The organism is Streptomyces xinghaiensis S187, assembly GCF_000220705.2.
Lineage (GTDB): Bacteria > Actinomycetota > Actinomycetes > Streptomycetales > Streptomycetaceae > Streptomyces > Streptomyces xinghaiensis.
Genome location: NZ_CP023202.1, coordinates 445966 through 468876, shown reverse-complemented (window position 1 = coordinate 468876; position 22911 = coordinate 445966). Strand labels below are relative to the sequence as shown.

Here is a 22911-nt window from a genome sequence, read left to right as displayed (position 1 = left end):
CCCGTTCCGGGCACGCCCGGGGTCCACCGTCCGGTGGGGGAGCCGTCGTCCGGGGCGTCAGCCTCCCGGGCCGTTCGCGGGCCCGGCCTCCGGGCTCACCGTCCGTCCGAGGAGCGGGGCGGCCAGCGCGGACAGCCCCGCCAGCACCGCGACGGTGGTGAGCGCGGCGGGCAGGGAGTACCAGTCGGCCAGGAAGCCGATGGCGGGCGGGCCGAGCAGCATGCCGCCGTAGCCGAGCGTGGAGGCGGTGGCCACGCCCCTCGGGCCCGCGAGCGCCCCGGCCCGTTCGACGGCGACGGGGAAGACGTTCGCCAGCCCCAGCCCCGTCACCGCGAAACCGAGCAGGGCGAGCCAGACGGTGGGCGCCAGCGCGCCGAGCAGCATCCCGGCGGCGGCCGTCGCGCCGCCGGCCACGAGGGCGCGGGTCCGGCCGAGCCGCAGCAGCTGCGCGGTGCCGGTCAGCCGGCCCACCGTCATGGCCAGGGCGAAGAGGGCGTAGCCCGCGGCGGCGACACCCGGGTGGGCCGCCAGGTCCTGCTGGAGGTGGAGCGCGCCCCAGTCCGCCAGCGCGCCCTCGCCGTACGCGGTGCAGAAGGCGATGAAGCCGAAGAGGAGCACCGCCCGGCGGGTGCGGGTGGTGTGCCGGGGAGCGCGTACGGCCGTGCGGGCGCCGGAGTCCGCGCGAGGCGTACGGGCGAGGGCGCGCTCCGGAACGGGAATCGGGTGCGCCAGGAGGACGCGCCCCGCGGCCACGGTGACGAGCAGGGCGACGAGGCTCAGCGCGGCCAGATGCCGGGCGGCGGAGAGCTGCCCGGCGACCAGGCCGCCCAGGCCCGCCCCGACCATGCCGCCGAGGCTGAACGCGGCGTGGAACGACGGCATCACGGGGCGGCGCAGCGCGGCCACCAGGTCCACGGCCGCGCTGTTCATGGCCACGTTGACGGCCCCGTACCCGGTGCCGAACAGCAGCAGCACCAGCCCCAGGGCGAGCACGGAGTGGGTGAGGGCCGGCAGCGCGACGCTCAGCGAGAGCAGGGCGGCACTGGCGACCGTCACCCGCGCGGTGCCGAAGCGGTCGCAGAGGCGGCCGGTGACCGTCATGGTGGCCACCGCGCCCGCGGAGACGCCGAGCAGGGCCAGGCCGAGGTCGCCCGCGGTGGCGCCGGTCTGCTCCTTGACCGAGGGAATGCGGACGACCCAGCCGGCGAAGACGAAGCCGTCCAGGGCGAAGAAGAGGGTGAGCGCGGTACGCAGCCGGTTCGGTACGGGACCGGCGGTGTCGCCGCCCTTTCCGCCCGAACAGAGCGTCCGTATTTTGTTCAGGGTCGGCACAAAGTGAGAATAGGGGGGTGACCCCATCTCGGACAACACGGCTGGAGAGAGGCCGCAACGCCCTCGGACCGGCGCTGGAGCTCGTACACACCGGACGGGCGCCCACCCGTGCCGTCCTCACGGCGGAGCTCGGGGTGACGCGGGCGACCGCCGGAGCCGTCGCCGCCGAGCTGGAGGCGCTGGGGCTGATCACGGTGGACTCCCGGCCGGGCGGCGCCGCCGGAGCACAGGGCAGGCCCTCGCACCGGCTGGCCGTCGACGCCGGGGGACCGGTGGTGCTGGCGGCGCAGGTGCACGCCGACGGCTTCCGCGCCGCGCTGGTCGGGCTCGGCGGCCGCATCGTCGCCACCGCGCCCGGCTGCCAGGACGTACCGGCCGACCCCGGGCACGTCCTCGCGGCCGTCGTCGAGGCGGGGGCCGGGCTGCTCGCGGAGAGCGGCCGCCGCTGCGTGGGCGCCGGGCTGGCCGTCCCCTCGGCGGTGGCCGAGCCGGAGGGCACCGCCCTCAACCCGCTCCATCTCGCCTGGCCCGTGGGCGCGCCGGTCCGGGAGCTCTTCCGCGAGGCGGTACGCGACGCGGGCATCCTCCCCGGCACTCCCGGCAGCCCCGGCACTCCGGGCAGCCCCGGCTCTCCCGGCGGCCCGGCCGTCTTCGCCGGCAACGACGTCAACCTCGCGGCGCTCGCCGAGCACCGGCACGGCGCCGGCCGCGGCGCCCGCGACCTGCTCGTCGTGGCCACCGGCCACCGCGGTGTCGGCGGTGCGCTCGTCCTCGACGGGCGCCTGCACACCGGGAGTTCGGGCCTCGCCCTGGAGGTCGGGCATCTGACCGTCAACCCGGACGGCCGCCCGTGCCACTGCGGCAACCGCGGCTGCCTCGACGTCGAGGCGGACCCGCTGGCCTTCGTGACGGCCGCCGGGCGCGACCCCGGCCCGGAGGTCTCCCTGCTCCAGCGCTCCCGCGACCTGCTCCGCACGGAGTACGGCGACCCGGCCGTACGGAGCGCCGCCCATCTGCTCGTCGCCCGGCTCGGACTCGGACTGGCCGGGCTCGTCAACATCCTCAACCCGGACCGGATCGTGCTCGGCGGCCTCTACCAGGATCTGCTCAAGGCCGACCCGGAGCGGCTGCGGGCGGTGGTCGCCGAACGCAGCCTCTGGGGCCGGAGCGGCAGTGTGCCGGTGCTGGAGTGCGCGCTGGACCACAACAGCCTGGTCGGCGCGGCCGAGCTGGCCTGGCAGCCGGTCCTGGACGATCCGCTGGGCACCCTCGCCGGCTGAGGAACGGGACGGGGGCCCGGCGCGCGGACCGGCCGGGCCCGGGGCCCGGCGGCCGGTCAGCCCGGGGCGCGGGCGCCGGCCGCGGCGGGTTCGCGCGGCGCCACCGGGGTGTGCCGGAGCGGTGCACCGGCGCCGGACAGCGGAGCGGCGGCCGGCCCCGCCCCGGCGGACCGCCGCGCGGCGCGGGCCGGTCCGGCGGCGGGCGGGGGCGCGCCGGGGCCGGCGGTGACCGGTGCGTGCAGGGAGAACCACACGGCCTTGCCGCGCCCCCCGTCCCGTTCCCGCACCCCCCAGCTCTCACTGACGGAAGCGATCATGGAGAGCCCCCGGCCGTAGGTGGCGGAGGCGCCGGCGGCGTGGACGCGGGGCACCCGGGGATCACTGTCGTGCACCGAGACGGTCAGGCGCTCCGGCAGCAGAAGGATCTCGACCGTGCAGTTCTTGTCCGGCTGGGCATGGCGGTGGACATTGCTGAGCAGCTCGGTGACTCCGAGCGCCGCCGCGTCGATCAAGGGGTCGAGACGCCAGTACCGGAGATGCGCCGAGACGATTCTGCGTACCTGGCCGATACGCGACGGCAGGGCCAGGAGCTCCACCGTGCAGTGCCCGCGTGGCTTGCTGATCACGGCTGCGACTCCCTGAGAGGTTCGGGGACCGAAACGCATCCAACGGAACGCACCCAAGCCTGGGTGTGACTGCTGTCTGTGCCCGGCGGGGCCCGCACAGAAGCGTCACCGCCGGTAAACCCTCGGTTACGTCACACCAGCCTGGACCCGGGCCCGCTCGGCCGCAACTCGCGCCGCCGCACCTCACTCGCGGGCGGCGTCGCCTCCGGCCGTCCGCACCGCGTCGAAGAAGCTGCTCGCCGAGGGCGGTCCGTCCTCGCCGGGCTCCGGGTCGCGCGCGCCCAGTTTGAGCCGGTAGCGGTTGCCGTTGACCGTGGCCAGCGCCTCGTCGCCGCTCGCGAACCAGGGCTTGTCGGCCCGCACCAGGTGCACCGGTGCGCTGTCGATCTCCGTGCCCTGGCTGTTCATCAGCGTCAGCTTGCCGTCCCGGATCTGCACCTGCCCGGCCCGGGTCAGGGAGCGCAGCCGGTGCCCGATCCCCACCCGTGTGGCCTTGAACTGCGGCTCCGCCATCCGTACCGCCCCCTCAGGTCCCGACCGGACTGCTCCGTCCGCCCCGCTCGATTGCGCCCTGCCGGTCAGTGTGCCCGCGACCGGCCCCGGACACCAGTCCCGGCCTATGATCGAGCCGACCCGGCGCCGGCGCGTCCGGGCCCGGGACGTGAACGCGAGGAGCGGCGCTGGTGGGCACCACGGAGCAGGAACGGGCCGGCTGTCCGGCCGTCACCCTCGACACGGACCGCAGCGACCCCGGGTACCGGGCCTGGCTCAACGATGCCGTGCGGAAGGTCCAGGCCGACGCCAACCGCTCGGCCGACACCCATCTGCTGCGCTTCCCGCTGCCCGCCGCCTGGGGCATCGACCTGTACCTCAAGGACGAGTCCACCCATCCGACCGGCAGTCTCAAACACCGGCTGGCCCGTTCGCTCTTCCTGTACGGACTGTGCAACGGGTGGATCCGGCCGGGCAAACCCGTGATCGAGGCGTCCAGCGGCTCCACCGCCGTCTCCGAGGCGTACTTCGCCCAGCTGATCGGCGTGCCCTTCATCGCGGTGATGCCGCGCACCACCAGCCGGGAGAAGATGCGGCTGATCGAGTTCCAGGGCGGCCGGTGCCATCTGGTGGACGACCCGCGGACGGTGTACGAGGTCTCGGCCACGCTCGCCGCCGAGTCCGGGGGCCACTACATGGACCAGTTCACCTACGCGGAGCGGGCCACCGACTGGCGCGGCAACAACAACATCGCCGAATCGATCTACGAACAGCTCCGCATGGAGCGCTATCCCGAGCCCGCCTGGATCGTCGCCACCGCCGGTACCGGCGGCACCTCCGCGACCATCGCCCGGTACATCCACTACATGCAGTACGACACCCGCGTGTGCGTCCCCGACCCGGAGAACTCCTGCTTCTTCCAGGGCTGGACGACCGGCGACACGGACGCCCGCTGCGAGGCCGCCTCGCGCATCGAGGGCATCGGCCGCCCCCGGATGGAACCCAGTTTCGTCCCCGGCGCGATCGACCGGATGATGAAGGTGCCGGACGCCGCCAGCGTCGCCGCCGTCCGGGCCCTGGAAGCAGCCATCGGCCGCAAGGCCGGCGGCTCCACCGGCACCGGGCTGTGGAGCGCCCTGAAGATCGTGGCCGAGATGGCCGCCGCCGGCGAGCGGGGCAGTGTCGTGACCCTCATCTGCGACGCGGGCGACCGCTATCTCGACAAGTACTACTCCGACGCCTGGCTGGAGGAACAGGGCCTGGACATCGCCCCGTACAGCGACGCGATCACCACACTGCTCGCCACCGGCGAGTGGCGGGGCCGCTGACGGAACACCCGCCGCGGGGCGGGGGCGTCCGTACGGCCCGGTCCGGGCACCGGCCCCGTCCCCCGGCCGGGACGGCGGTCAGCCGTCCGTGACGCGCCCCGTGTCGTCCTCGCCCGCGACGATCAGCTCCGGCAGCCGTTCGGCGATCTCCGCCCGGGCGGCCGGCGACAGGCCCGGGTCCGTCACCAGGACGTCCACCTCCTCCAGCGAGGCGAACGAACTGAGCCCCACCGTGCCCCACTTGGTGTGGTCCGCGACCACCACCACCCGCCGCGCCGAACGCACCAGCCGGCGGTTGGTCTCCGCCTCGGCGAGGTTGGGCGTGGACAGCCCGGCCTCCGCCGAGATGCCGTGCACCCCCAGGAGGAGCAGGTCGAAGTGGAGGGACCGGATGGCCTGGTCGGCCACCGGACCGACCAGCGAGTCCGAGGGGGTGCGCACGCCGCCCGTCAGCACGACCGTGGCCGGCGCCTGCCGGGGCGCGCCCGGGCGCGCGGACGCGGCCGTGCCCTGGGCGGTGTGGAAGACGTCGGCCACCCGCACGGAGTTCGTCACCACCGTCAGGTCCGGGATGTCCAGCAGCCGGCGGGCCACCGCGAACGTCGTCGTCCCGCCGGACAGCGCGACGGCGCTGCCGGGGGCCACCAGCCCCGCCGCGGCGCGGGCGATCTCCTCCTTGGCGGTGGGCTCCAGCGTGGACTTCGCCTCGAAACCCGGTTCGTGCGAACTGGCCTCCGCGACCGGCACCGCCCCGCCGTGCACCTTCTCCACCATGCCCTGCCGGGCGAGCGCGTCCAGATCGCGGCGGACCGTCATGTCCGACACGTTGAGCCGCCGGGTCAGCTCGTTGACCCGGACACCGCCCCGCCGCCTGACCTCGTCGACGATCAGTGCCCGCCGCTGCTCCGCCAGCAGGTTCTGGCTCTCGCTCACTTCAGCCCCCGTCCCTCGTCAGCGGGCGGATGCCGGCCGCCCCGTCGCGCCGGCCATCCTCCCACGGCAGGCGGCCCGGCGCCGTGCCGAGCACCGCCCGCGGCCTGTGGCCGGAGCGTGTGCGTCCGGTCACGATCCGGCCTCACCTCCGCCGCGCCGCCCGCGAACTCCCGCCGCCGGGCGGGATCCTGGTGCGCGCAGCGGACGGATCGGGAGATCACCATGGCGGTCACACACCCGGACACGGCCGGACCGGAGGACCGGGACGGCGCACCGGCGGACGCGGAGGGCGGGACGGGGGGACTCGCCCTGGAACTCCTCGTGCACGGCGTCGGCGGCGCCACACCGCAGGAGGTGCTGGACGACCCGCGCACCGTGCGCGTCACGGGCGACAACACCGCGGGCATTCACCGCCGGGCCGACGACGCCGGGGCGGAGCGGCAGCCCGGCCGCCACGGCGGCGAGCCGGTCCCGGAGGCGTACTGCTGGGGCGGCCTCACCTCGGGCAACGGCGCCCGCGCGCTGTGGCTGCTGTTACTGCCCTTCATGGTCGTCAACCTGGCGCACTGGATGCGCCCGTCCGCCACGGGCAGCAGGACGCTGATCCGGCTGTACGGACTGCTGATCCGCCTGGTCGCCCTCAGCCTGACCGTGCTGCTGACGGCCGCGGCCTGCGAGGTCGCCCTCGACCTGGTGGCCTGGCAGTGCGCCGGCTCCACGGAGTGCGCGCGGAGCCGCACCTGGCTGGGCTTCCTCTCGCCCGAACAGGGCGGCTGGTGGAGCCAGCCCGGCCGCCGCCTGGCGCTGGCCGCGCTCATCCCCGCCGCGCTGACCGGGCTGCTCTGGTGGCTCTCCCACCACACCTGGAGCGCCTACGAGTCGGCGCCCCCGCCGGTGCACGAGCCCCTGCGGGAGGGCGACCCGGGCGCCGCCCACCAGCCCGCCCTGCGGCTGCCCGGCTTCTGGTACGGCCGCCGTCTGGTGGCCCGGCTGCGCGCCGCGCACACCGCCGCGGGCTTCCTGACCGTGGCCGCCGCGCTCTCCGCGGCCGCCACCCGGTACGACCGCAAGCCCGGCGGCGGGCACTGGCTCGACTTCTTCGGCTGGTGCCTGGAGGTGTCGCTGGTGCTCGCCGGTCTCTTCGTCGTCTGGGTGGTGAGCTCCCGGGGGCGCACCGAGTCCGTACCGGACGACCGGCTGGACCGCGCCGTCGTGCGCTTCCTGCCCGGCACCGCGCTGGGGCTGCTGGTGCTGGCCGCGGTGCACGCGGCCTGGTCGCGGCCCGGCTGGCGGTCCGGCGGCCTGCTGCCGGGGGACGAGACCTTCGGCGTCATCGCCCTCGGCCAGGGGGCGCTGGTGCTCGCCGCGGCCTGGGCCGGCCACCGGCTCCACCGCACCGACCCGGACAGCCGATCGGCGCTGCGCGGCGTCCGCGGCGCCGCCGTCGCCGTGTTCGCCTGCGCGCTGGGCGGTGTGATGTCCGGGGGCGTCGCCCAGCGGGTCGCCGACTGGCTCGACGGGCCCGGCACCCCCGGCATGAACGACGGCTACATCAGCGGGCCGCCGACCGTGCTGTCCTGGCACGCGGCGGTGATCCCCCCGCTGCTGGCCGTCCTCGTCGTGATCGCCGCCTACTTCGCGGGCCAGACCTGGCGGGTGCGGCGCGAGCAGATCGAGGCGGTCCGCGCGAGCCACCCCGGGGAGCCGGAGGACACGGCGCGCACCCGCAGGATCGCCGGCGTCACCGCCACCGCGCGGCTCACCGACTGCGCCCCCTGGTTCCTCGGCGCCACCGCCGTGGTCACCCTGCTGCTGGGCGGGGTGGCGGTCGCCGGGGCGTGGAGCACCGGCGAGGTGCCCGGCCGTGCCGCCGACGGCGCGCCCGGCGTGGTCGAGGCGATCGCCGAGACCTCGCAGGCGCTCGGCTCCTGGCTGATGGGCCTGGGCTTCCTCCTCTTCCTCGCCGGCGGCCGCCGCGCCTACCGCGACGCCGCGGTCCGCCGCACCATCGGCATCCTCTGGGACGTCGGCACCTTCTGGCCGCGCGCCGCGCACCCCTTCGCGCCCCCCTGCTACGCCGAGCGCGCCGTCCCCGACCTGACCTGGCGGATGGAGACCTGGACCCGTTCCACCGGCGGCCGGATCGTCCTCTCCGGCCACTCCCAGGGCAGCGTCCTGGCGGCCGCCGCGGTCTGGCAGCTCAGCCCGCACACCCGCCGCCGGGTCGCGCTCCTCACCTACGGTTCACCGCTGGAGCGGCTCTACGGGCGCTGGTTCCCCGCCTACTTCGGGCCCGGGCCGCTGCACGCCCTGCACCACGAGATCGACTGCTGGCGGAATCTGTGGCGGGAGACGGACCCCATCGGCGGACCCGTCAACCTCCCCGGCCCCGCCTGCGCCGACGACCCCCCGGGGCCCGACGTGGACCGCGGCCCGCTCAAGGACCCGCTCGCCTACGGCCGCACGCCCGAACACCCGCTCCCCGCGCCGATCCTGGGCCACTTCGAATACCAGGCCGACCCCGTCTTCGCCGAGGAACGGGCGGCGCTGCTGGACCGGCTCCCGGACCTGCCGAGGCCCCGCGCCGCCGGAGGGGCACCGGGCGGCTGAGCCGCACCGGCGGCTGAGCGGAGCCCGGCGGCGGCGCCCCGGCGCCGCTCAGCCGGGATCCGGCAGATCCTCCGGGTACAGCAGCGTCAGCTCGTCGGTGGTCGGCTCGGACAACTGGGCGACCCGGCCCGCGTGCCGCTCCACCATCGCCTCGAACGTCTGCCGTGCCGTGCGCCCGTTGCCGAACGCCGGGCCCTTGGGCAGCACGGTGAAGTACTTGAGCAGGGCCTCGGCCGCGCCCTCGCCGATCCGGTACTCGTGCTCCTCCGCCTGCTGCTCCACGATCCGCAGCAGCTCCTCGGGCGCGTAGTCGCCGAAGGTGATCGTCCGCGAGAAGCGGGAGGCGACGCCCGGGTTGACGGTGAGGAAGCGCTCCATCTCGGCGGTGTACCCGGCGACGATGACCACGACGGAGTCCCGGTGGTCCTCCATCAGCTTCACCAGGGTGTCGATGGCCTCCCGGCCGAAGTCGCGCCCCGAGTCCTCCGGGGACAGCGCGTACGCCTCGTCGATGAACAGCACGCCGCCGCGCGCCCGTTCGAAGGCCTCCTGGGTGCGGATGGCCGTGGAGCCGATGTGCTCGCCGACCAGGTCCACCCGGGACACCTCGACGAGGTGACCGCGCTCCAGCACCCCGAGGGAGTGCAGGATCTCGCCGTAGAGGCGGGCGACGGTCGTCTTGCCGGTGCCGGGGGAGCCGGTGAAGACCAGATGGCGCCGGACGGAGGCGGCCTTGAGCCCCGCCTCCTGCCGCCGCCGGCCGACCTCGATCATGTCCGTGAGGGCGCGCACCTCCCGCTTGACGCTCTCCAGGCCGACCAGGGTGTCGAGTTCGCCGAGCACCTCGTCCGCCGGCCGGGCGTCCGGGGCGGCCGCCGCCGGTGCCGCCGGCTCGGCGGCCGGGACCGCCGGGACGGTGGCCGTGCGCCGCTCGGGCACCGGGCCCAGCAGCCCCGCGGACACGTCCGCCGAGCCGGACACCGGTGCCGTGCCGGTCGCCGCCGTCGTCGGGGCGGCGGGCGCGACCGCGCTCTCGTCGCTGGTGCAGTCCTCGCTGACCGGGCCCGCCTCGGCGAACTCGTAGCCGCCGCGGGCGCACCGCTCGGTGCGGCAGCGGGTGAGTGCCGTCCGGCAGCCGTCGATGATGTGGAAGCCGTAGCCGCCGCTGCCGGTGACCCGGCAGGAGGTGAAGGTGCCGCGGCCCTCGGCGGAGACGTAGAAGCCCGCCTCCGTGGGGGAGTTGACCGTGGTGCGCTCGACGGTGGGGTCGGCGCCCTTGGTGACGATGACGCCGGTGGCGGTGGAGTCGACGGTGCAGCCGGAGAGGACCCCGCCGGTGCCGTGGTCGCGGAACCAGGCGCCGGTGGCGGCCTCCCGGATGCGGCAGTCGTCGAGCTGCACGGTGGCCCCGTCGCTCACCGAGACGGCCGTGTTGCGCACCTGCGAGAGGTCGCTGTCCACCACGTCGGCGCGGGAGCCGCGGTCGAGGACGAAGAGGGCGTCGGGCACGTCGTGCAGCCGGCAGGACTCCAGGACCACGGCGGCGCCGTCGCTGACCCACACCGCCGGGTAGTCGCCGGTGCTGTCGTGGATCTCGCACTGGTGGGCGTCGACCCGGGTGCCGGGGTCCCAGACGGACAGCCCGTTGCGGCCGAAGCGGCGCACCTTGGTGCGGGTGAGGGTGAGGACGGAGCGCGAGCGCAGGTCGACCGCGTTCTCCGGGATGTCGTGGATGTCGCAGTCGGAGAGGGTGAGGGAGGCGTCGGTGTCGAGGGTGATCCCGTCGCCGGAGGTGCGGTGGACCGTGCAGCCGGTGAGGTGGCCGGTGGCCCGGGAGGCGACGCGCAGGCCCGCGCCCTTGATCTCGTACACCTCGCAGCCGAACGCCTCCAGGGAACTGCCCTCGCCGGTGAGGGAGATGCCGGAGCCGGAGGCGTGGTGGACGCGGCAGCGTTCCAGCCGCGGGTGCGCCCCGTCGTGCACGGAGACGCCGGACTGCCCGGCCGCGAGCACCTCGCAGTCCTCGAAGATGCCGCCCGCGCCGCCGAGGACGCTGAAGCCGGTGCCGCCGGGGTTGTCGACGGTGCAGCGCCGCACGGTGGGCCGGGCGCCGCCGCGGACCTCGATGCCGGCGGCGGAGCGGGTGGCGACCCGGATGCCGGTGATCTCGGCGGTGCCGTCCTCCACGAGCAGCGCGGGGGCGGACGAGTCCTGCCCCTCCAGGTGCAGGTCGTGCACGGCGGCGGAGGCGCGCACGGTCAGCGCCACTCCGTCGATCGGGGCGATCCGTACCGAGCCGCGGCCGCCGCCGGAGCCGCGGAGCGTGACCGCGTGCTCGACGACGAGGTTCTCCCGGTAGGTGCCGGGGGCTATGGAGAGCACGTCGCCGTCCCCGGCGGCCTCCAGGGCCGCGGCGAGGGAGGCGTACTCGCCCGTCCGGCGCCGCCACCGCGACGTGCCGGTGTACGTCACCTGGACCGTGCCCTGTGGTGCCATGCTGCTGCCGTGCCCCCACCTCGTGCGTGCGTCTGTTCGCCGGATCCGGCTGTGTGTTCCGGCGACCCACCGTAGCGTGCGCGGGGGACGGGAGTTGACCGGTCGGGAGTGCGCGCGGAACCGGACCCGGCCGGCGGCCGCGCGGCGCCCTCCGCGGTCACCCGGAGCGCCGGGCGACGACCCGCACCGGATCGCCCAGCCGGAGCGTACCGGTCCCCTCCGGGATCAGATTCTGGCCGAACAGCAGCCGGCCGCCGGCGTTCCGTTTCCGCGCGAGGGTGCGCAAGGGCTCCCTGCCGCGCTCGGCGGTCCGCTGGTCGGTGGTCGTGATCACGCAACGGGCGCAGGTCTTGACGACCCGGAACACGACCTCGCCGATCCGCACGGCGGCCCAGTCGTCCTCCTCCCACGGCTCGGTGCCGCCGATGACGGCGTTCGGCCGGAAACGGTTCATCGGCAGCGGTCCCTCGTGCGCGTGGTCGCCCTCCGCGATCCAGGCGTTCAGGGCCCGCAGGGACGCGGTGGTGGTGAGCAGCAGCGGAAAGCCGTCGGCGAAGCTCACCGTCTCCCCGGGCCGTCCGTATGCAGGGTCGACCGGGCGGCGGTGCGCCGGGTCGTCCAGGTACAGCAGCCGGGTCCCGGCGCCCGGGCGGGCACCGAACCAGGCGTCGGCCGCCGGGCCGGCGGGCACCGCCTCGACCTTGTCCCGGAAGATCTTCACGGGCACGGTCGGGCCGGAGTCCGGCACCGTGACGCGGAGCGGCTCCCGGCCCGGCGCGGTGACCTCGATACCGCCGTCCCCCAGGGGCACCGCCCGGAGACGTGCCAGCCCCGGAACGCTCCGCTGCGTGAGCACGGTGCCGTCCGCGCCGGTCAGCAGCCATCGGCGGTCCCCGGCGAGCCCCCACGGCTCGACCACCGCCTCGTCAGGGGCGTGGCCCGCGAGGGATTTGACGGGATGGACGTGCAGCGCGCGGAGGGAGGGGGTCGCCATGGGGAGCAGTGTGCCACCCGGTCCGTGCCGTGTCCGGACGGTCAACCGGGCGCCCCGGCCGGTGCCGTCAGTAGCCGCGGCCCTGGTAGTACGGGCGCTGCTGGCCGTACGGATCCTCGTACGGGCCGGGCGCCGGGCGCGGGGCCGCCGGGCGCGGGGCGGCCGGCCGGGGAGTCGCCGGGCGCATCGCGTCGTAGCCCGTGCCGCCGCCCTGACCGCCCTGGTACTGCTGTGGTCCGGGATAGCCGCGGGGGGCGCCGGCCTGCTGCGGGATGTACGGCGCGGGCGCCTGCTGGAGCGGCGCCTGCTGCTGCGGTCCCGGGTAGCCGTAGCCGTATCCCTGCGAGGGCTGGGAGGGGGCGGCCGGCAGCGCGGGGAGCGCCGACGGCAGCGCGGGCAGATTGCCGCCGGTGTCGTATGCCGCCGGCACACGGATCGGCGCGATCTGCGGGGTACCCCGCTCTGCGACGAGGCTGTCGTAGATCGGGGTGTCGGGGAAGGCGGACGCGGAGTAGTAACCGCCGCCATAGGTGGAGCGGGGGGAGGTCATGCTGCATAAGTTAAGCCCATGATGTGCCTATTGGGGAGAGCAGTAAGGGGGTTGTTTCGCGAGTTCGGAGCGGCTGTGGAGCAGCAAGGGGACGGAACCGGACGAAACCTCCACCGGGCCGCCCCGCGCGGGGTGAAGACCTGGTTCCGCGCCGGTGACGGAGGGATGACGGGAAGCCCCCGGGGGGAGTCGCGGTACCGCATCACGGCGGCCGGTCATAGGTTGTTCCCGGACGAAGTCGTGCCGCGGACGCGGCCCGGCGGAAGAGAACGAAGAGACCCGAGAGATCGAGGGGGAGCGGCATGGCGATGCGCAAGGGCACCAATGTCCCGGTTCCGGCACCGGCGGTGCGGGTGGAACTGGGCTGGCGCACGGGCCCCGGCGTACCGGACGCGGACGCCTCCGCCCTGCTGCTCCAGGGGTCCGGGAAGGTCCGCTCCGACGCGGACTTCGTCTTCTACAACCAGCCGGCGCACGCCTCCGGCGCCGTCCGGCACACCGGCAAGCGCCCCTCCGGCGACCTGGTGACCGACACCCTGGAGGTCGATCTCGCCCGGACCGAGCAGGCCGTCGAGACCATCGTCCTCGCCGCCTCCGCGGACGGCGGCGCCTTCGGGCAGGTGCCGGGGCTCCACATCCGGGTCCTGGACGCGGTGAGCGGCGCGGAGATCGCCCGCTTCGACAGCGAGGACGCCACCGTCGAGACCGCCTTCGTGCTCGGAGAGCTCTACCGCCGCCAGGGCGCCTGGAAGTTCCGCGCCGTCGGGCAGGGGTACGACTCCGGGCTGGAGGGGCTGGCCACCGACTACGGGATCACCGTCGACGAGCCCGGGCCCGCCGCCGCGGCTCCCGCCGCGCCGCCCGTGCCGCCCCCGGCGCCGCCCGCGCCCGCCCCTGCCGCCCCGCCGAGCGCGCCGGTGCACACCCCGGCGCCCGCGCCGGCTCCCGCGCCCCCGGCTCCTCCGGCCGCGCCCGTCAGCCTCTCCAAGGTGACGCTGACCAAGGCGTCGCCCACCGTCTCGCTCAGCAAGCAGGGCGGCACCTCGGGCGCCCTGCGCGTCAACCTCAACTGGGAGACGCGCAAGCAGTTCAAGGGCTGGGGCAGCAAGCTGGGCCGGGCGATGGCCATGCACGCCGACCTCGACCTCGACCTGTGCGCGCTCTTCGAACTGCGGGACGGCAGCAAGGGCGTCGTCCAGGCCCTCGGCAACGCCTACGGCTCACTGCACCGGCCGCCGTTCATCCACCTGGACGGCGACGACCGCACCGGCGCGGTCGCCACCGGCGAGAACCTCACCATCAACCTCGACCACAAGCACGACTTCCGCCGCATCCTGATCTTCGTCACCATCTACGAGGGCGCCCGCAGCTTCGCCGATCTCCACGCCACGGTCACCCTCCAGCCGCAGCACGGCGCCCCGGTCGACTTCTCCCTCGACGAGTGCACCGTGCCCTCCACCGTCGCCGCCCTGGCCCTGCTCACCAACGAGGGCGGCGACCTGACGGTCCGGCGGGAGGCCCGCTACCTGGTGCCGGAGCGCGGCGTCAGCCCCCAGCGCACCGTCGACTACGCGTACGGCTGGGGCATGAACTGGACACCCGGCCGGAAGTGACGGACCGGCGGCCCCGGCCCGGCTCCGGCCGCCACCGCGCTCCTCACGGCCCGGCACCCTCCTCGGCGGTGCCGGGCCGCGCCGTGTACACCCGCCCCTTCCAGGCCGCCCCCCGGCCCCGTGCGTGCCGTACCGCCGACTCCACGGTCATCGCCAGATAGAGCACCGCCGTGAACGGCAGCAGCGGCGACACCTTCGGCGGCAGCCCGTAGTAGCGCAGCATCGGCAGATACGTCCCCGCCATCACCGCCCACGCCAGGCCGCCCGCCACCGCCGCCCCCGGGGCCCCGGCCGCCAGGCCCGCCAGCAGCGCGACCGGCGGCACCGCGTAGACCAGCAGCAGACCGAGCACCGTCAGCATCAGCAGAGCCGGGCTGTGCCGGAGCTGGGTGTACGCGCAGCGGGCCACCATCTCCCGGATGTCCCGCAGCCGCGGATACGCGCGCACGCTGCGCACCCGGTCGCCCAGCCCCAGCCAGATCCGCCCGCCGCCGTCCCGCACGGCCCGCGCCAGGGCGACGTCGTCGATGACCGCGTCGTGCACCGACTCCGGATAGCCGGCCCTCTGGGCGGCCTCGTCGCGCAGCAGCATGCAGCCGCCGGCGGCCGCGGCCGTGCGGGAGTCCGGCCGGTTGACCCGGCGGAAGGGGTAGAGCTGCGCGAAGAAGAGGACGAAGGCCGGGACGGCCAGCCGCTCCCAGGGGGTCACCGTCCGCAGCCGCGCCATGAGGGAGAGCAGGTCGAGCCCCGAGTGGCTCGCGGCGCTCACCAGGTCGCGCAGGCTGTCGCGGTGGTGGGTGATGTCCGCGTCGGTCAGCAGCAGGTACTCCAGGTCCGGCATCAGGGACCGGGCCGTGGCCACCCCGTGCCGCACCGCCCACATCTTCCCCGTCCAGCCCGGCTCCGGCTCACCGGGGGACACGACGGTCAGCGGCAGCCCGCCCCGGCGCACGGAGAGCGGCGGACGGGCGGCCAGCGCCCGGGCGACGTCCCCGGTGCCGTCGGTGCTGCCGTCGTCCACCAGGACGATCTCGGCGTGCCCGGGATAGTCCTGGGCGAGCAGGGAGGTGAGGCTGTCCCGCAGCACGGCGGCCTCGTTCCGGGCCGGTACGACCACGGCCACCGGCGGCCACCGGGCGGGCTCCCTGCGCTCCGGCAGCCGGACGTCGGTCCGCCAGAAGAACCCGCGGCCCAGCAGGAGCCACCCCCAGGCGGCCAGGGACAGAACGGCGATCGAGGTAAGGATGGTCACTCCGGGAAGTCTGCCGGACGCGGAGAGTCGCGGCGGTGACCCGCTCCGCGTTTCGGTGCCGGTCATCCGAGTGCCCGGAGCGGCCGCCGGCCTCCCTTGCGGGGGCCCGGCGCCCATCGCATAAGGTTGCCCGGTGAAGATCGCGCTCTTGGACTCCGGCCTGGGCCTGCTGGCGGCCGCGGCCGCGGTGCGCGCACTGCGGCCCGACGCGGCCCTGGTGCTCTCCTCCGACCCCGCCGGCATGCCGTGGGGCCCGCGCACCCCCGAGGACGTCACCGCCCGCGCCCTGGCCTGCGCGAGAGCGGCGGCCGCGCACCGGCCGGACGCGCTGATCGTCGCCTGCAACACCGCCTCCGTGCACGCGCTGCCCGCCCTCCGCGCCGAACTGGAGCCCGCCCTGCCGGTGGTCGGCACCGTACCGGCGATCAAGCCCGCCGCGGCGGCCGGCGGCCCGGTGGCCATCTGGGCCACCCCCGCCACCACCGGCAGCCCCTACCAGCGGCGCCTGATCCGGGACTTCGCGGACGGCGTGCCCGTCACGGAGGTCCCCTGCCCCGGACTCGCGGACGCCGTGGAGCGCGCCGACGAGACGGAGATCGACGCGGCCCTGGCCGCCGCCGCGGCGCTCACCCCGCCCGGGGTCCGGGCCGTCGTGCTCGGCTGCACCCACTACGAACTGGTCGCCGAGCGCATCCTGGCCGCCGTCCGGCGGCCGGGCGGGCCGGCGGTCACCCTGTACGGCTCGGCCGGTGCCGTGGCCGCGCAGGCGCTGCGCCGCATCGGCGCCGGGCCCCGGCTGGAAGCCACTCCGGGGGACGGGCTCGTGGTGCTGCAGAACGGCCGGGAGACCGGCCTGCCGGTGGCCGCGCCGGCCTACGCCGAGGGCCGGCTCCTGGGCGCGGTGAGCCCCGCCCGCGGCTGACCTCAGCTCCCGGGAGCGCCCTCCGCGGGCCTCCCGTCGCCCTCCCGGTGGACCGCCGGCAGGGCACCGTCGGGAGCCGCCGCGGCGGGCTCCGGGATCGTCCCGTACGTCAACGGGCGGGAGGTGGCGACGCCCGCGAGGAGCCCGGCCGCGACCGTCACCTGCGGGAAGCTCAGCGCGTTGCCGACACCCGCCAGCGCGGCCAGGACCGTCAGCGAGGCGCCGGCGGTCAGGACGACCGGGGTGGAGCGCGGCGAGCGGCTCAGGGCCACCAGCGTCCAGCAGAACGCGGCCCCCAGCAGCGCCACTCCCGGGAGGCCCTGTTCCGAGGCCAGTTGCAGCGGTGCCGAGTGCGGTTTGCCGTCCGATCCGGGGGTGTCCCTCACGGTCTCGCTCAACGCACCGAAACCGTCCGGTCCGATGCCGAGCACGGGCCGCTCGGCCGTCAGCCCGAGGGCGTCCCGCCAGAGCAGCACCCGGTGTTCCGTCAGCCGCCCCTCCAGGACGACCGCCGGCCCGTCGGGCAGCGCGTCCCCGGCCATCGCCACCGTGCCGCCGGTCACCAGAGCCGCCGTCAGCGCGCAGCCCGCCAGCACGGGCACCCGGCGCCGCGTCCGCGCGACCGCCGAGGAGCACAGCAGGACGACCACGACCACCGCGCAGCCCACCGGCGAACCCAGCAGCAGCGCGGCCACGGCGACCCCCGCGACCGCGAGCCGCAGCACCGCCCGCGTTCCGCTGCGCTGCGCGGCCCAGGCCGCGCAGCAGGCCGTGCCCGCGGCAAGCGCCAGTTGGGCCGTCTCCGCCCCGCCGTGGCCGGGGGCGGGCACCATGACGACCGCTCCGGGCAGGCTCTCCGGCGCCGCGAGAGCGGCGAAGGCGCCCGCGAAGGCCGCCGCCGCGGGCACGGCGACCGGCAGCAGCGCGCCGCCGATCCGGCCGAACGCGTATCCGGCGGCGACCGCCAGCAGCGCGAGCAGCATCCCCTCCGGCCGCGCGTCGCGTCCGGTCGCGGTGATGAGGGCCCAGGCCGCGCAGCAGCCGAACACCACCACACCGGCGGCGTCGGCGGCACTGCCGCGCGGCTCCTCCGTGAGACGTCCCGAGGACGGAACCATCCCGTCGACCCCCCAGCTCGAACGGGCACCGTTCACGGCACGGGGCCGCGCGCGGGCTCAAGGTGCGCCACACCGTAACGGCTGCGGTGGCCGGGTGTGGAGGTGTCCGGCGGGAACGGCGTCCGGACATGTGCCACCGGCAAAGCCCCGGCCGGGACGCCCCTTAGGCTCGCCCCATGCCCACACCCGACTTCATCCGCGACCTGCGGGCCACGGCAGGACAGCAGCTGCTCTTCCTCCCCGGCGTCAGCGCCATCGTGTTCGACGACGCGCGGCGCGTGCTGCTCGTCCGGCGTGCCGACACCGGGCGCTGGTCCATCATCGGCGGGATCATCGAGCCGGGAGAGCAGCCCGCGCGGACGGCGGTGCGCGAGGTGTACGAGGAGACCGCGGTCCGGTGCGTGCCGGAGCGGCTGGTGCTGGTGCAGACGCTCGAACCGGTGCGCTACCCGAACGGTGACCTGTGCCAGTTCGTGGACACCTCCTTCCGCTGCCGCGCCACGGGCGGCGAGGCCCGGGTCAACGACGACGAGTCGCTGGAGGTCGGCTGGTTCCCGGTGGACGCCCTGCCGGACCTGGAGGACTTCGCCGTGAGCCGGATCAAGCAGGCCCTCGGCGACGGCCCGGCGTGGTTCGACCCCATGACCGGCGTCTGAAGTGTGGGTCCGGGCCACATCGGTGCGCGCGGCCCGTCCTGCCTAAGGTGCCCGGCATGACCGTGCCCCCCGCGGCGGGCCTCGCCGCCGTCCCCGCGCCCGCGACCGCCCCCGCGACCGCCCCCGCGCGGCTCTCCGTCGACATCGACCTCACCGGCCGCACCGCCCTCGTCACCGGCGCGGCCGGCGGCATCGGCCGCGCGTGCGCCCTGCGGCTGGCGGCGGCCGGGGCCGGGGTCCGAGCCGTGGACCGGGACGCCGCCGGCCTGGAGGAGCTCGGTGCCCGGGCCGGAGGACTGCCCGGCACCGTGGAGCCGCGGGTCCTCGACCTCACCGATCTCGACGCGGCGGAACGCGCGGCCGCCGGCACCGATGTGCTGGTCAACAACGCCGGGCTGCAACTGGTCCGCCCCATCGAGGAGTTCCCGCCCGAGGTGTTCTCCACCGTCCTCACGGTGATGCTGGAGGCCCCCTTCCGCCTGATCCGCGGGGCACTGCCGCACATGTACGGGCAGGGGTGGGGCCGGGTGGTCAACATCTCCTCGGTGCACGGCCTGCGCGCGTCCCGCTTCAAATCGGCGTACGTGACCGCCAAGCACGGCCTCGAAGGGCTCTCCAAGGTGGCCGCGCTCGAAGGCGCCGCGCACGGCGTGACGTCCAACTGTGTCAGCCCCGGCTACGTCCGCACCCCGCTCGTCGAGCGGCAGATCGCCGACCAGGCCGCCGCCCACGGGATCCCCGCCGAGCGCGTGGTCAGCGACATCCTGCTCGCCGACTCGGCCCTCAAGCGGCTGGTCGAGCCGGCGGAGGTCGCCGAGGCCGTGGCCTATCTGTGCAGCCCGCAGGCATCCTTCATCACCGGCGCGTCCCTCCCCCTCGACGGCGGATGGACCGCGCACTGACCCCCACCGGAGCGGGCGGCGGCGGAGACGGCGAGCCGCTGTGCCGCCGGCCACGCCCGGTCCCTCCCCCCTTCCCGGCCGCTCCGGCCCGCGGGCCGGCGGCGCACCGGGCTGGCGCGCGGGGACCCGCCCCGGGTATCCCTGGGTCCATGCCCGGATCCCCGCCCCGTCCCGCCGGGGCCGCCGAAGCCCCCTATCTGGAGCTGCTGTCCCGCGGCGCGCCCGTCGAGGAGTACGAGCAGCCGCTGCAGCGCGCCCGCGCGGACGGGGCCGGACCGGAGGAGCTGGCCGCCCTGGAGCGCGGCAAGCTGCTCGCCCTGCGGGTGCGGACCGAGCTGGAGGGGCGCCGGCGGCGCGAGGCGGAACTGTCCGCCCTCTTCGAAACCGCGCACGACCTGGCCGGCCTCCGCGACCTGGACGCCGTGCTGCAGGCCATCGTGCAGCGCGCCCGGTCGCTGCTGGGCACCGAGTGCGCCTATATGACGCTGAACGACCCGGAGGCCGGCGACACTTACATGCGGGTCACCGACGGTTCGGTGTCCGCCCGCTTCCAGCAGCTCCGGCTCGGCATGGGGGAGGGGCTGGGCGGGCTCGTCGCGCAGACCGCGCGCCCGTACGTCACCGACAGCTACTTCGACGACCCCCGTTTCGAGCACACCCGGGCGATCGACTCGGGCGTACGCGACGAGGGCCTGGTGGCGATCCTCGGCGTCCCGCTGATGACCGGCAGCAGCGTGATCGGGGTGCTGTTCGCCGCGGACCGGCGGGCCCGGGTCTTCGAACGCCAGCAGATCGCCCTGCTCGCCTCCTTCGCCGCCCACGCCGCCGTCGCCATCGACTCCGCGAACCTGCTGTCCGAGACGCGCTCCGCGCTCGCCGAGCTGGAGACGGCCCACGGCATCATCCGCGACCGCAGTGCCGTCATCGAGCGCGCCTCGGAGGTCCACGACCGGCTGACCGAGCTGGTGCTCCGGGGCGGCGGGGTGCGCGACGTCGCGGACGCTGTGGCCGAAGTGCTGTCCGGGGCCGTGGAGTTCACCGAGGCCGGCGCCTCGACGGACCCGGTCGTGGAGCGTTCCCGCGCCGCCGGGCGCGCCGTGCGGCACGGCGACGACTGGGTGGCCGCCGTCTCCGCGGGCGGGGAGCTCTTCGGCGCCCTCGTCCTGCACGGGCACCCGGAGCTCGACCCCGTCGACCAGCGCACGCTGGAGCGCGCCGCCATGGTCACCTCGCTGCTGCTGATCGCGCGCCGCTCGGCGGGCGAGGCCGAGCAGCGGGTACGGGGCGAACTCCTGGACGACCTGCTGGACGCCCCGGACCGCGATCCGAGCCTGCTGCGCGAGCGTGCGGCCCGGCTGACGGCCGACCTCGACGCTCCGCATGTCGTGCTCGCGGCCCGCGTCGAGAGCGACGGCGGGCCCGGCGGCGGGACCGGCGAGTCGGCAGGCGACAGGGCCGGCGGGGCAGCAGGCGCCGGCGCGGCCGCACGGCGGACCGCCGACCGGCAGCGCCTCTGGTCGGCGGCCTCGCACCTCGCGGCGACCCGGCACGGCCTGGCCGCCGCCCGCGACGGCGGCACGGTGCTGCTGCTCCCGGCCGGACCGGAGGAGAGCGCCGCCGAGACCGCCCGGCAGACCGCCAGGCAGCTCGGCACCGCCGTGCGGGGCACCGTCACCGTCGGCGCGTCCGCGCCCGTACCGGCGCCCGTGGCGCGTCCGGGCGCCGTCGCCACCGCGTACGCCGAGGCCCGGCGCTGCCTGGAGGCGCTGCTCCTGCTGGGGCGGGCCGGTCAGGGGGCCACCGCCGAGGACTTCGGGTTCCTCGGACTGCTGCTGGCCGACTCCCGGGACGTCGCGTCCTTCGTCCGCCGCACGATCGGACCGGTCACCGACTACGACGCAAGGCGTGGCACCGAACTGGTGCGCACCATGGAGGCGTACTTCGCCTGCGGCATGAGCCCGGCCCGCACCAAGGACGAGCTGCACGTCCACGTGAACACCGTCGCGCAGCGGCTGGAGCGCGTCGGACGGCTCCTGGGCGCCGGCTGGCACTCCCCGTCCGGCGCACTGGAGGTGCAGCTCGCCCTGCGCCTGCACCGGCTGGCCGGGGCGATCGACGGGTGACACCGCGGTCATGCCCCGATGCCCCGATGCCCCGGTGCGCGGTGCCCCGATGCCCCGGTGCGCCGCCGCGGAGGGCACCGGGACGGGGAAGCGCCTCCGCACCCCCCGTCCCAGGGGTGCGGAGGCGCCGTCTCACGCCGTCGTGCGCGCCGCGCCGCCGGTCAGGCCGTGCGGGCCGCCGCCCCGGACGCCGCGGCGGCACCCGCCGGCTCCACGGGGGTGTCGCCCTCCGGGTCGAGCTCCGTCAGGTCGCGGTGACGGGTCTCCTTGGCGATCCAGACCGCCAGCAGCGTGATCAGCGCGGCGGCGATCACGTAGAGCGCGATGGGCGTCGAGCTGCCGTAGTCGTTGAGGAGCGCCGTGGCGATCAGTGGCGCCGGGGCGCCCGCCAGCACCGACGAGAACTGCGCGCCGATGGAGGCGCCGGAGTAGCGCATCCGGGTCGCGAACATCTCGGCGAAGAACGCCGCCTGCGGGGCGTACATCGCACCGTGGAAGACCAGCCCCACCGTGACCGCGAGCAACAGGCCGGCGAAGCTCCCGGTGTCGATCAGCGCGAAGAACGGGAAGACCCAGAGGCCCACGCCCGCGGCGCCCAGCAGGTACACGGGCCGGCGGCCGAAGCGGTCCGACAGGGCGCCCCAGACGGGGATCGTGGCGAAGTGCACGGCCGAGGCGAGCAGTACGGCGTTGAGCGCCGTCTGCTTGCTCAGCTCCACCTCGGAGGTCGCGTAGACCAGGATGAAGGCTGTGATGACGTAGTAGCTGATGTTCTCGGCCATCCGGGAGCCCATCGCGATCAGCACGTCCCGCCAGTGATGGCGCAGCACGGCGATCAGCGGCATCCTCTCGGCGACCGGCTTCTCGGCGGCCTTGCGGGTTTCGGCCCGCTCCAGCGCCTGCCGGAAGACGGGGGACTCGTCGACGGCCAGCCGGACCCACAGCCCGATCACCACGAGGACGCCGGAGAGCAGGAACGGGACGCGCCAGCCCCAGGACACGAAGGCGGCGTCCGACAGCAGACCCGTCAGCAGGGCGAGCACACCGGTCGCGAGCAGCTGCCCGGCGGGTGCTCCCGTCTGCGGCCAGGACGCCCAGAAGCCGCGCCGCTTCGCGTCACCGTGCTCGGAGACCAGCAGGACCGCGCCGCCCCACTCGCCGCCCAGGGCGAAGCCCTGGACCAGCCGCAGCACGGTCAGCAGCACCGGGGCGGCCGTGCCGATGGTGGCGTGGGTGGGCAGCAGGCCGATGGCGAAGGTCGCGCCGCCCATCAGCAGCAGGCTCAGCACCAGCAGCTTCTTGCGCCCCAGCTTGTCGCCGTAGTGGCCGAACACCAGGGCGCCGATGGGGCGGGCGGCGAAGCCCACGGCGTAGGTGACGAAGGCCAGCAGGGTGCCGACGAGCGGGTCGGAGCCGGGGAAGAAGAGCTGGTTGAAGACGAGCGCCGCGGCGGCACCGTAGAGGAAGAAGTCGTACCACTCGATGGTGGTGCCGATGAGGCTCGCGGCGACGACGCGCTTGAGCGAGCTGGAGTTCGGTGGGGCGGGTGCCGTAGCAGCCATGGGTCACCACTTCCGGGGGCGGTTCGGGGACGATCGTGTCGCCACACCGTAGGAACGCGCAGATCACCGGCCCATGTGGTGGGACACCACACTTCGGCGGCCAGGGGTGCGCGCGACACCCA

18 protein-coding genes are annotated in these 22911 nt (G+C 75.6%); 8 read left to right on the top strand and 10 right to left on the bottom strand.

The annotated features are described in order from the left end of the window. Positions 1-57 precede the first annotated feature (57 nt). Positions 58-1332: an MFS transporter gene (locus tag SXIN_RS02120; RefSeq protein WP_095756494.1), complete on the bottom strand. Its 1275-nt coding sequence runs from the start codon at positions 1330-1332 to the stop codon at positions 58-60. Positions 1333-1349: 17 nt separating this feature from the next. Between SXIN_RS02120 and SXIN_RS02115 the strand changes: the two genes are divergently transcribed. Further along, positions 1350-2612 carry an ROK family protein gene (locus SXIN_RS02115; protein ID WP_095756493.1) on the top strand — a complete coding sequence of 421 codons (1263 nt, stop codon included), beginning with the start codon at positions 1350-1352 and terminating at the stop codon, positions 2610-2612. A 56-nt stretch (positions 2613-2668) separates the two neighbouring features. Here the strand turns inward: SXIN_RS02115 and SXIN_RS02110 are convergent, their stop codons facing one another. Together SXIN_RS02110 and SXIN_RS02105 are read right to left on the bottom strand one after the other, a co-directional pair. Beyond that, positions 2669-3238 (bottom strand): ATP-binding protein, encoded by a 570-nt coding sequence (locus tag SXIN_RS02110; protein ID WP_095756492.1) that lies wholly within the window; start codon positions 3236-3238, stop codon positions 2669-2671. Between the two features lie 183 nt (positions 3239-3421). After that, positions 3422-3751 (bottom strand): hypothetical protein, encoded by a 330-nt coding sequence (locus SXIN_RS02105; protein ID WP_019708143.1) that lies wholly within the window; start codon positions 3749-3751, stop codon positions 3422-3424. A gap of 170 nt (positions 3752-3921) precedes the next feature. Between SXIN_RS02105 and SXIN_RS02100 the strand changes: the two genes are divergently transcribed. Continuing rightward, positions 3922-5058, top strand: coding sequence for a PLP-dependent cysteine synthase family protein (locus tag SXIN_RS02100; protein WP_019708144.1), 1137 nt, complete (start codon positions 3922-3924; stop codon positions 5056-5058). Positions 5059-5136: 78 nt separating this feature from the next. Here the strand turns inward: SXIN_RS02100 and SXIN_RS02095 are convergent, their stop codons facing one another. After that, on the bottom strand, positions 5137-5991 hold the full coding sequence (locus SXIN_RS02095; RefSeq protein WP_019708145.1) for a DeoR/GlpR family DNA-binding transcription regulator: 855 nt from the start codon (positions 5989-5991) through the stop codon (positions 5137-5139). A 222-nt stretch (positions 5992-6213) separates the two neighbouring features. On the opposite strand from SXIN_RS02095, the gene SXIN_RS02090 reads away from it, so the two are divergent. Next, the gene (locus SXIN_RS02090) at positions 6214-8601 is read left to right on the top strand and encodes a hypothetical protein (protein WP_095756491.1); all 2388 of its coding nucleotides are present in this window, start codon (positions 6214-6216) and stop codon (positions 8599-8601) included. A gap of 48 nt (positions 8602-8649) precedes the next feature. Here the strand turns inward: SXIN_RS02090 and SXIN_RS02085 are convergent, their stop codons facing one another. The 3 genes from SXIN_RS02085 to SXIN_RS02075 all read right to left on the bottom strand — a co-directional run bounded on the left by SXIN_RS02085 (position 8650) and on the right by SXIN_RS02075 (position 12641). Next, positions 8650-11097, bottom strand: a complete 2448-nt coding sequence (locus SXIN_RS02085; protein WP_095756490.1) for a right-handed parallel beta-helix repeat-containing protein — start codon at positions 11095-11097, stop codon at positions 8650-8652. A 157-nt stretch (positions 11098-11254) separates the two neighbouring features. Beyond that, a complete protein-coding gene (locus SXIN_RS02080) occupies positions 11255-12091 on the bottom strand; it encodes an MOSC domain-containing protein (RefSeq protein ID WP_019708147.1) in 837 nt (278 codons plus the stop codon). 67 nt (positions 12092-12158) lie between these two features. Continuing rightward, on the bottom strand, positions 12159-12641 hold the full coding sequence (locus SXIN_RS02075; protein WP_043466100.1) for a DUF6643 family protein: 483 nt from the start codon (positions 12639-12641) through the stop codon (positions 12159-12161). A 308-nt stretch (positions 12642-12949) separates the two neighbouring features. Here SXIN_RS02075 and SXIN_RS02070 point away from each other — a divergent pair, with 308 nt between their 5' ends. Next, complete coding sequence (locus SXIN_RS02070) at positions 12950-14254, top strand: TerD family protein (protein WP_095757879.1); 1305 nt, start codon at positions 12950-12952, stop codon at positions 14252-14254. Positions 14255-14297: 43 nt separating this feature from the next. Here SXIN_RS02070 and SXIN_RS02065 read toward each other — a convergent pair whose 3' ends face one another. After that, positions 14298-15506: a glycosyltransferase gene (locus tag SXIN_RS02065; RefSeq protein ID WP_238153645.1), complete on the bottom strand. Its 1209-nt coding sequence runs from the start codon at positions 15504-15506 to the stop codon at positions 14298-14300. Between the two features lie 133 nt (positions 15507-15639). Between SXIN_RS02065 and SXIN_RS02060 the strand changes: the two genes are divergently transcribed. Next, entirely contained in the window at positions 15640-16428 is a 789-nt protein-coding gene (locus SXIN_RS02060; RefSeq protein ID WP_095756488.1) for a glutamate racemase, read from the top strand. 2 nt (positions 16429-16430) lie between these two features. Here SXIN_RS02060 and SXIN_RS02055 read toward each other — a convergent pair whose 3' ends face one another. Beyond that, positions 16431-17546, bottom strand: a complete 1116-nt coding sequence (locus SXIN_RS02055; RefSeq protein WP_095756487.1) for an O-antigen ligase family protein — start codon at positions 17544-17546, stop codon at positions 16431-16433. Positions 17547-17722: 176 nt separating this feature from the next. Between SXIN_RS02055 and SXIN_RS02050 the strand changes: the two genes are divergently transcribed. From SXIN_RS02050 to SXIN_RS02040, 3 genes are all read left to right on the top strand, one after another. Next, on the top strand, positions 17723-18202 hold the full coding sequence (locus SXIN_RS02050; RefSeq protein ID WP_019706529.1) for an NUDIX hydrolase: 480 nt from the start codon (positions 17723-17725) through the stop codon (positions 18200-18202). Positions 18203-18258: 56 nt separating this feature from the next. Next, on the top strand, positions 18259-19104 hold the full coding sequence (locus SXIN_RS02045) for a 3-hydroxybutyrate dehydrogenase (protein WP_095756486.1): 846 nt from the start codon (positions 18259-18261) through the stop codon (positions 19102-19104). Between the two features lie 149 nt (positions 19105-19253). Then, positions 19254-21227: a helix-turn-helix domain-containing protein gene (locus SXIN_RS02040; RefSeq protein ID WP_095756485.1), complete on the top strand. Its 1974-nt coding sequence runs from the start codon at positions 19254-19256 to the stop codon at positions 21225-21227. Positions 21228-21388: 161 nt separating this feature from the next. Here SXIN_RS02040 and SXIN_RS02035 read toward each other — a convergent pair whose 3' ends face one another. Continuing rightward, positions 21389-22789: an MFS transporter gene (locus SXIN_RS02035; RefSeq protein WP_019708153.1), complete on the bottom strand. Its 1401-nt coding sequence runs from the start codon at positions 22787-22789 to the stop codon at positions 21389-21391. Positions 22790-22911: the final 122 nt, after the last annotated feature.

Bases quoted from the DNA above. Each gene is read 5' to 3' on its own strand.
- SXIN_RS02075 (WP_043466100.1), bottom strand. From the start codon at position 12,641: ATGACCTCCCCCCGCTCCACCTATGGCGGCGGTTACTACTCCGCGTCC.
- SXIN_RS02035 (WP_019708153.1), bottom strand. From the start codon at position 22,789: ATGGCTGCTACGGCACCCGCCCCACCGAACTCCAGCTCGCTCAAGCGC.
- SXIN_RS02105 (WP_019708143.1), bottom strand. From the start codon at position 3,751: ATGGCGGAGCCGCAGTTCAAGGCCACACGGGTGGGGATCGGGCACCGG.
- SXIN_RS02080 (WP_019708147.1), bottom strand. From the start codon at position 12,091: ATGGCGACCCCCTCCCTCCGCGCGCTGCACGTCCATCCCGTCAAATCC.
- SXIN_RS02085 (WP_095756490.1), bottom strand. From the start codon at position 11,097: ATGGCACCACAGGGCACGGTCCAGGTGACGTACACCGGCACGTCGCGG.
- SXIN_RS02055 (WP_095756487.1), bottom strand. From the start codon at position 17,546: ATGGTTCCGTCCTCGGGACGTCTCACGGAGGAGCCGCGCGGCAGTGCC.
- SXIN_RS02090 (WP_095756491.1), top strand. From the start codon at position 6,214: ATGGCGGTCACACACCCGGACACGGCCGGACCGGAGGACCGGGACGGC.
- SXIN_RS02045 (WP_095756486.1), top strand. From the start codon at position 18,259: ATGACCGTGCCCCCCGCGGCGGGCCTCGCCGCCGTCCCCGCGCCCGCG.
- SXIN_RS02070 (WP_095757879.1), top strand. From the start codon at position 12,950: ATGCGCAAGGGCACCAATGTCCCGGTTCCGGCACCGGCGGTGCGGGTG.
- SXIN_RS02050 (WP_019706529.1), top strand. From the start codon at position 17,723: ATGCCCACACCCGACTTCATCCGCGACCTGCGGGCCACGGCAGGACAG.
- SXIN_RS02040 (WP_095756485.1), top strand. From the start codon at position 19,254: ATGCCCGGATCCCCGCCCCGTCCCGCCGGGGCCGCCGAAGCCCCCTAT.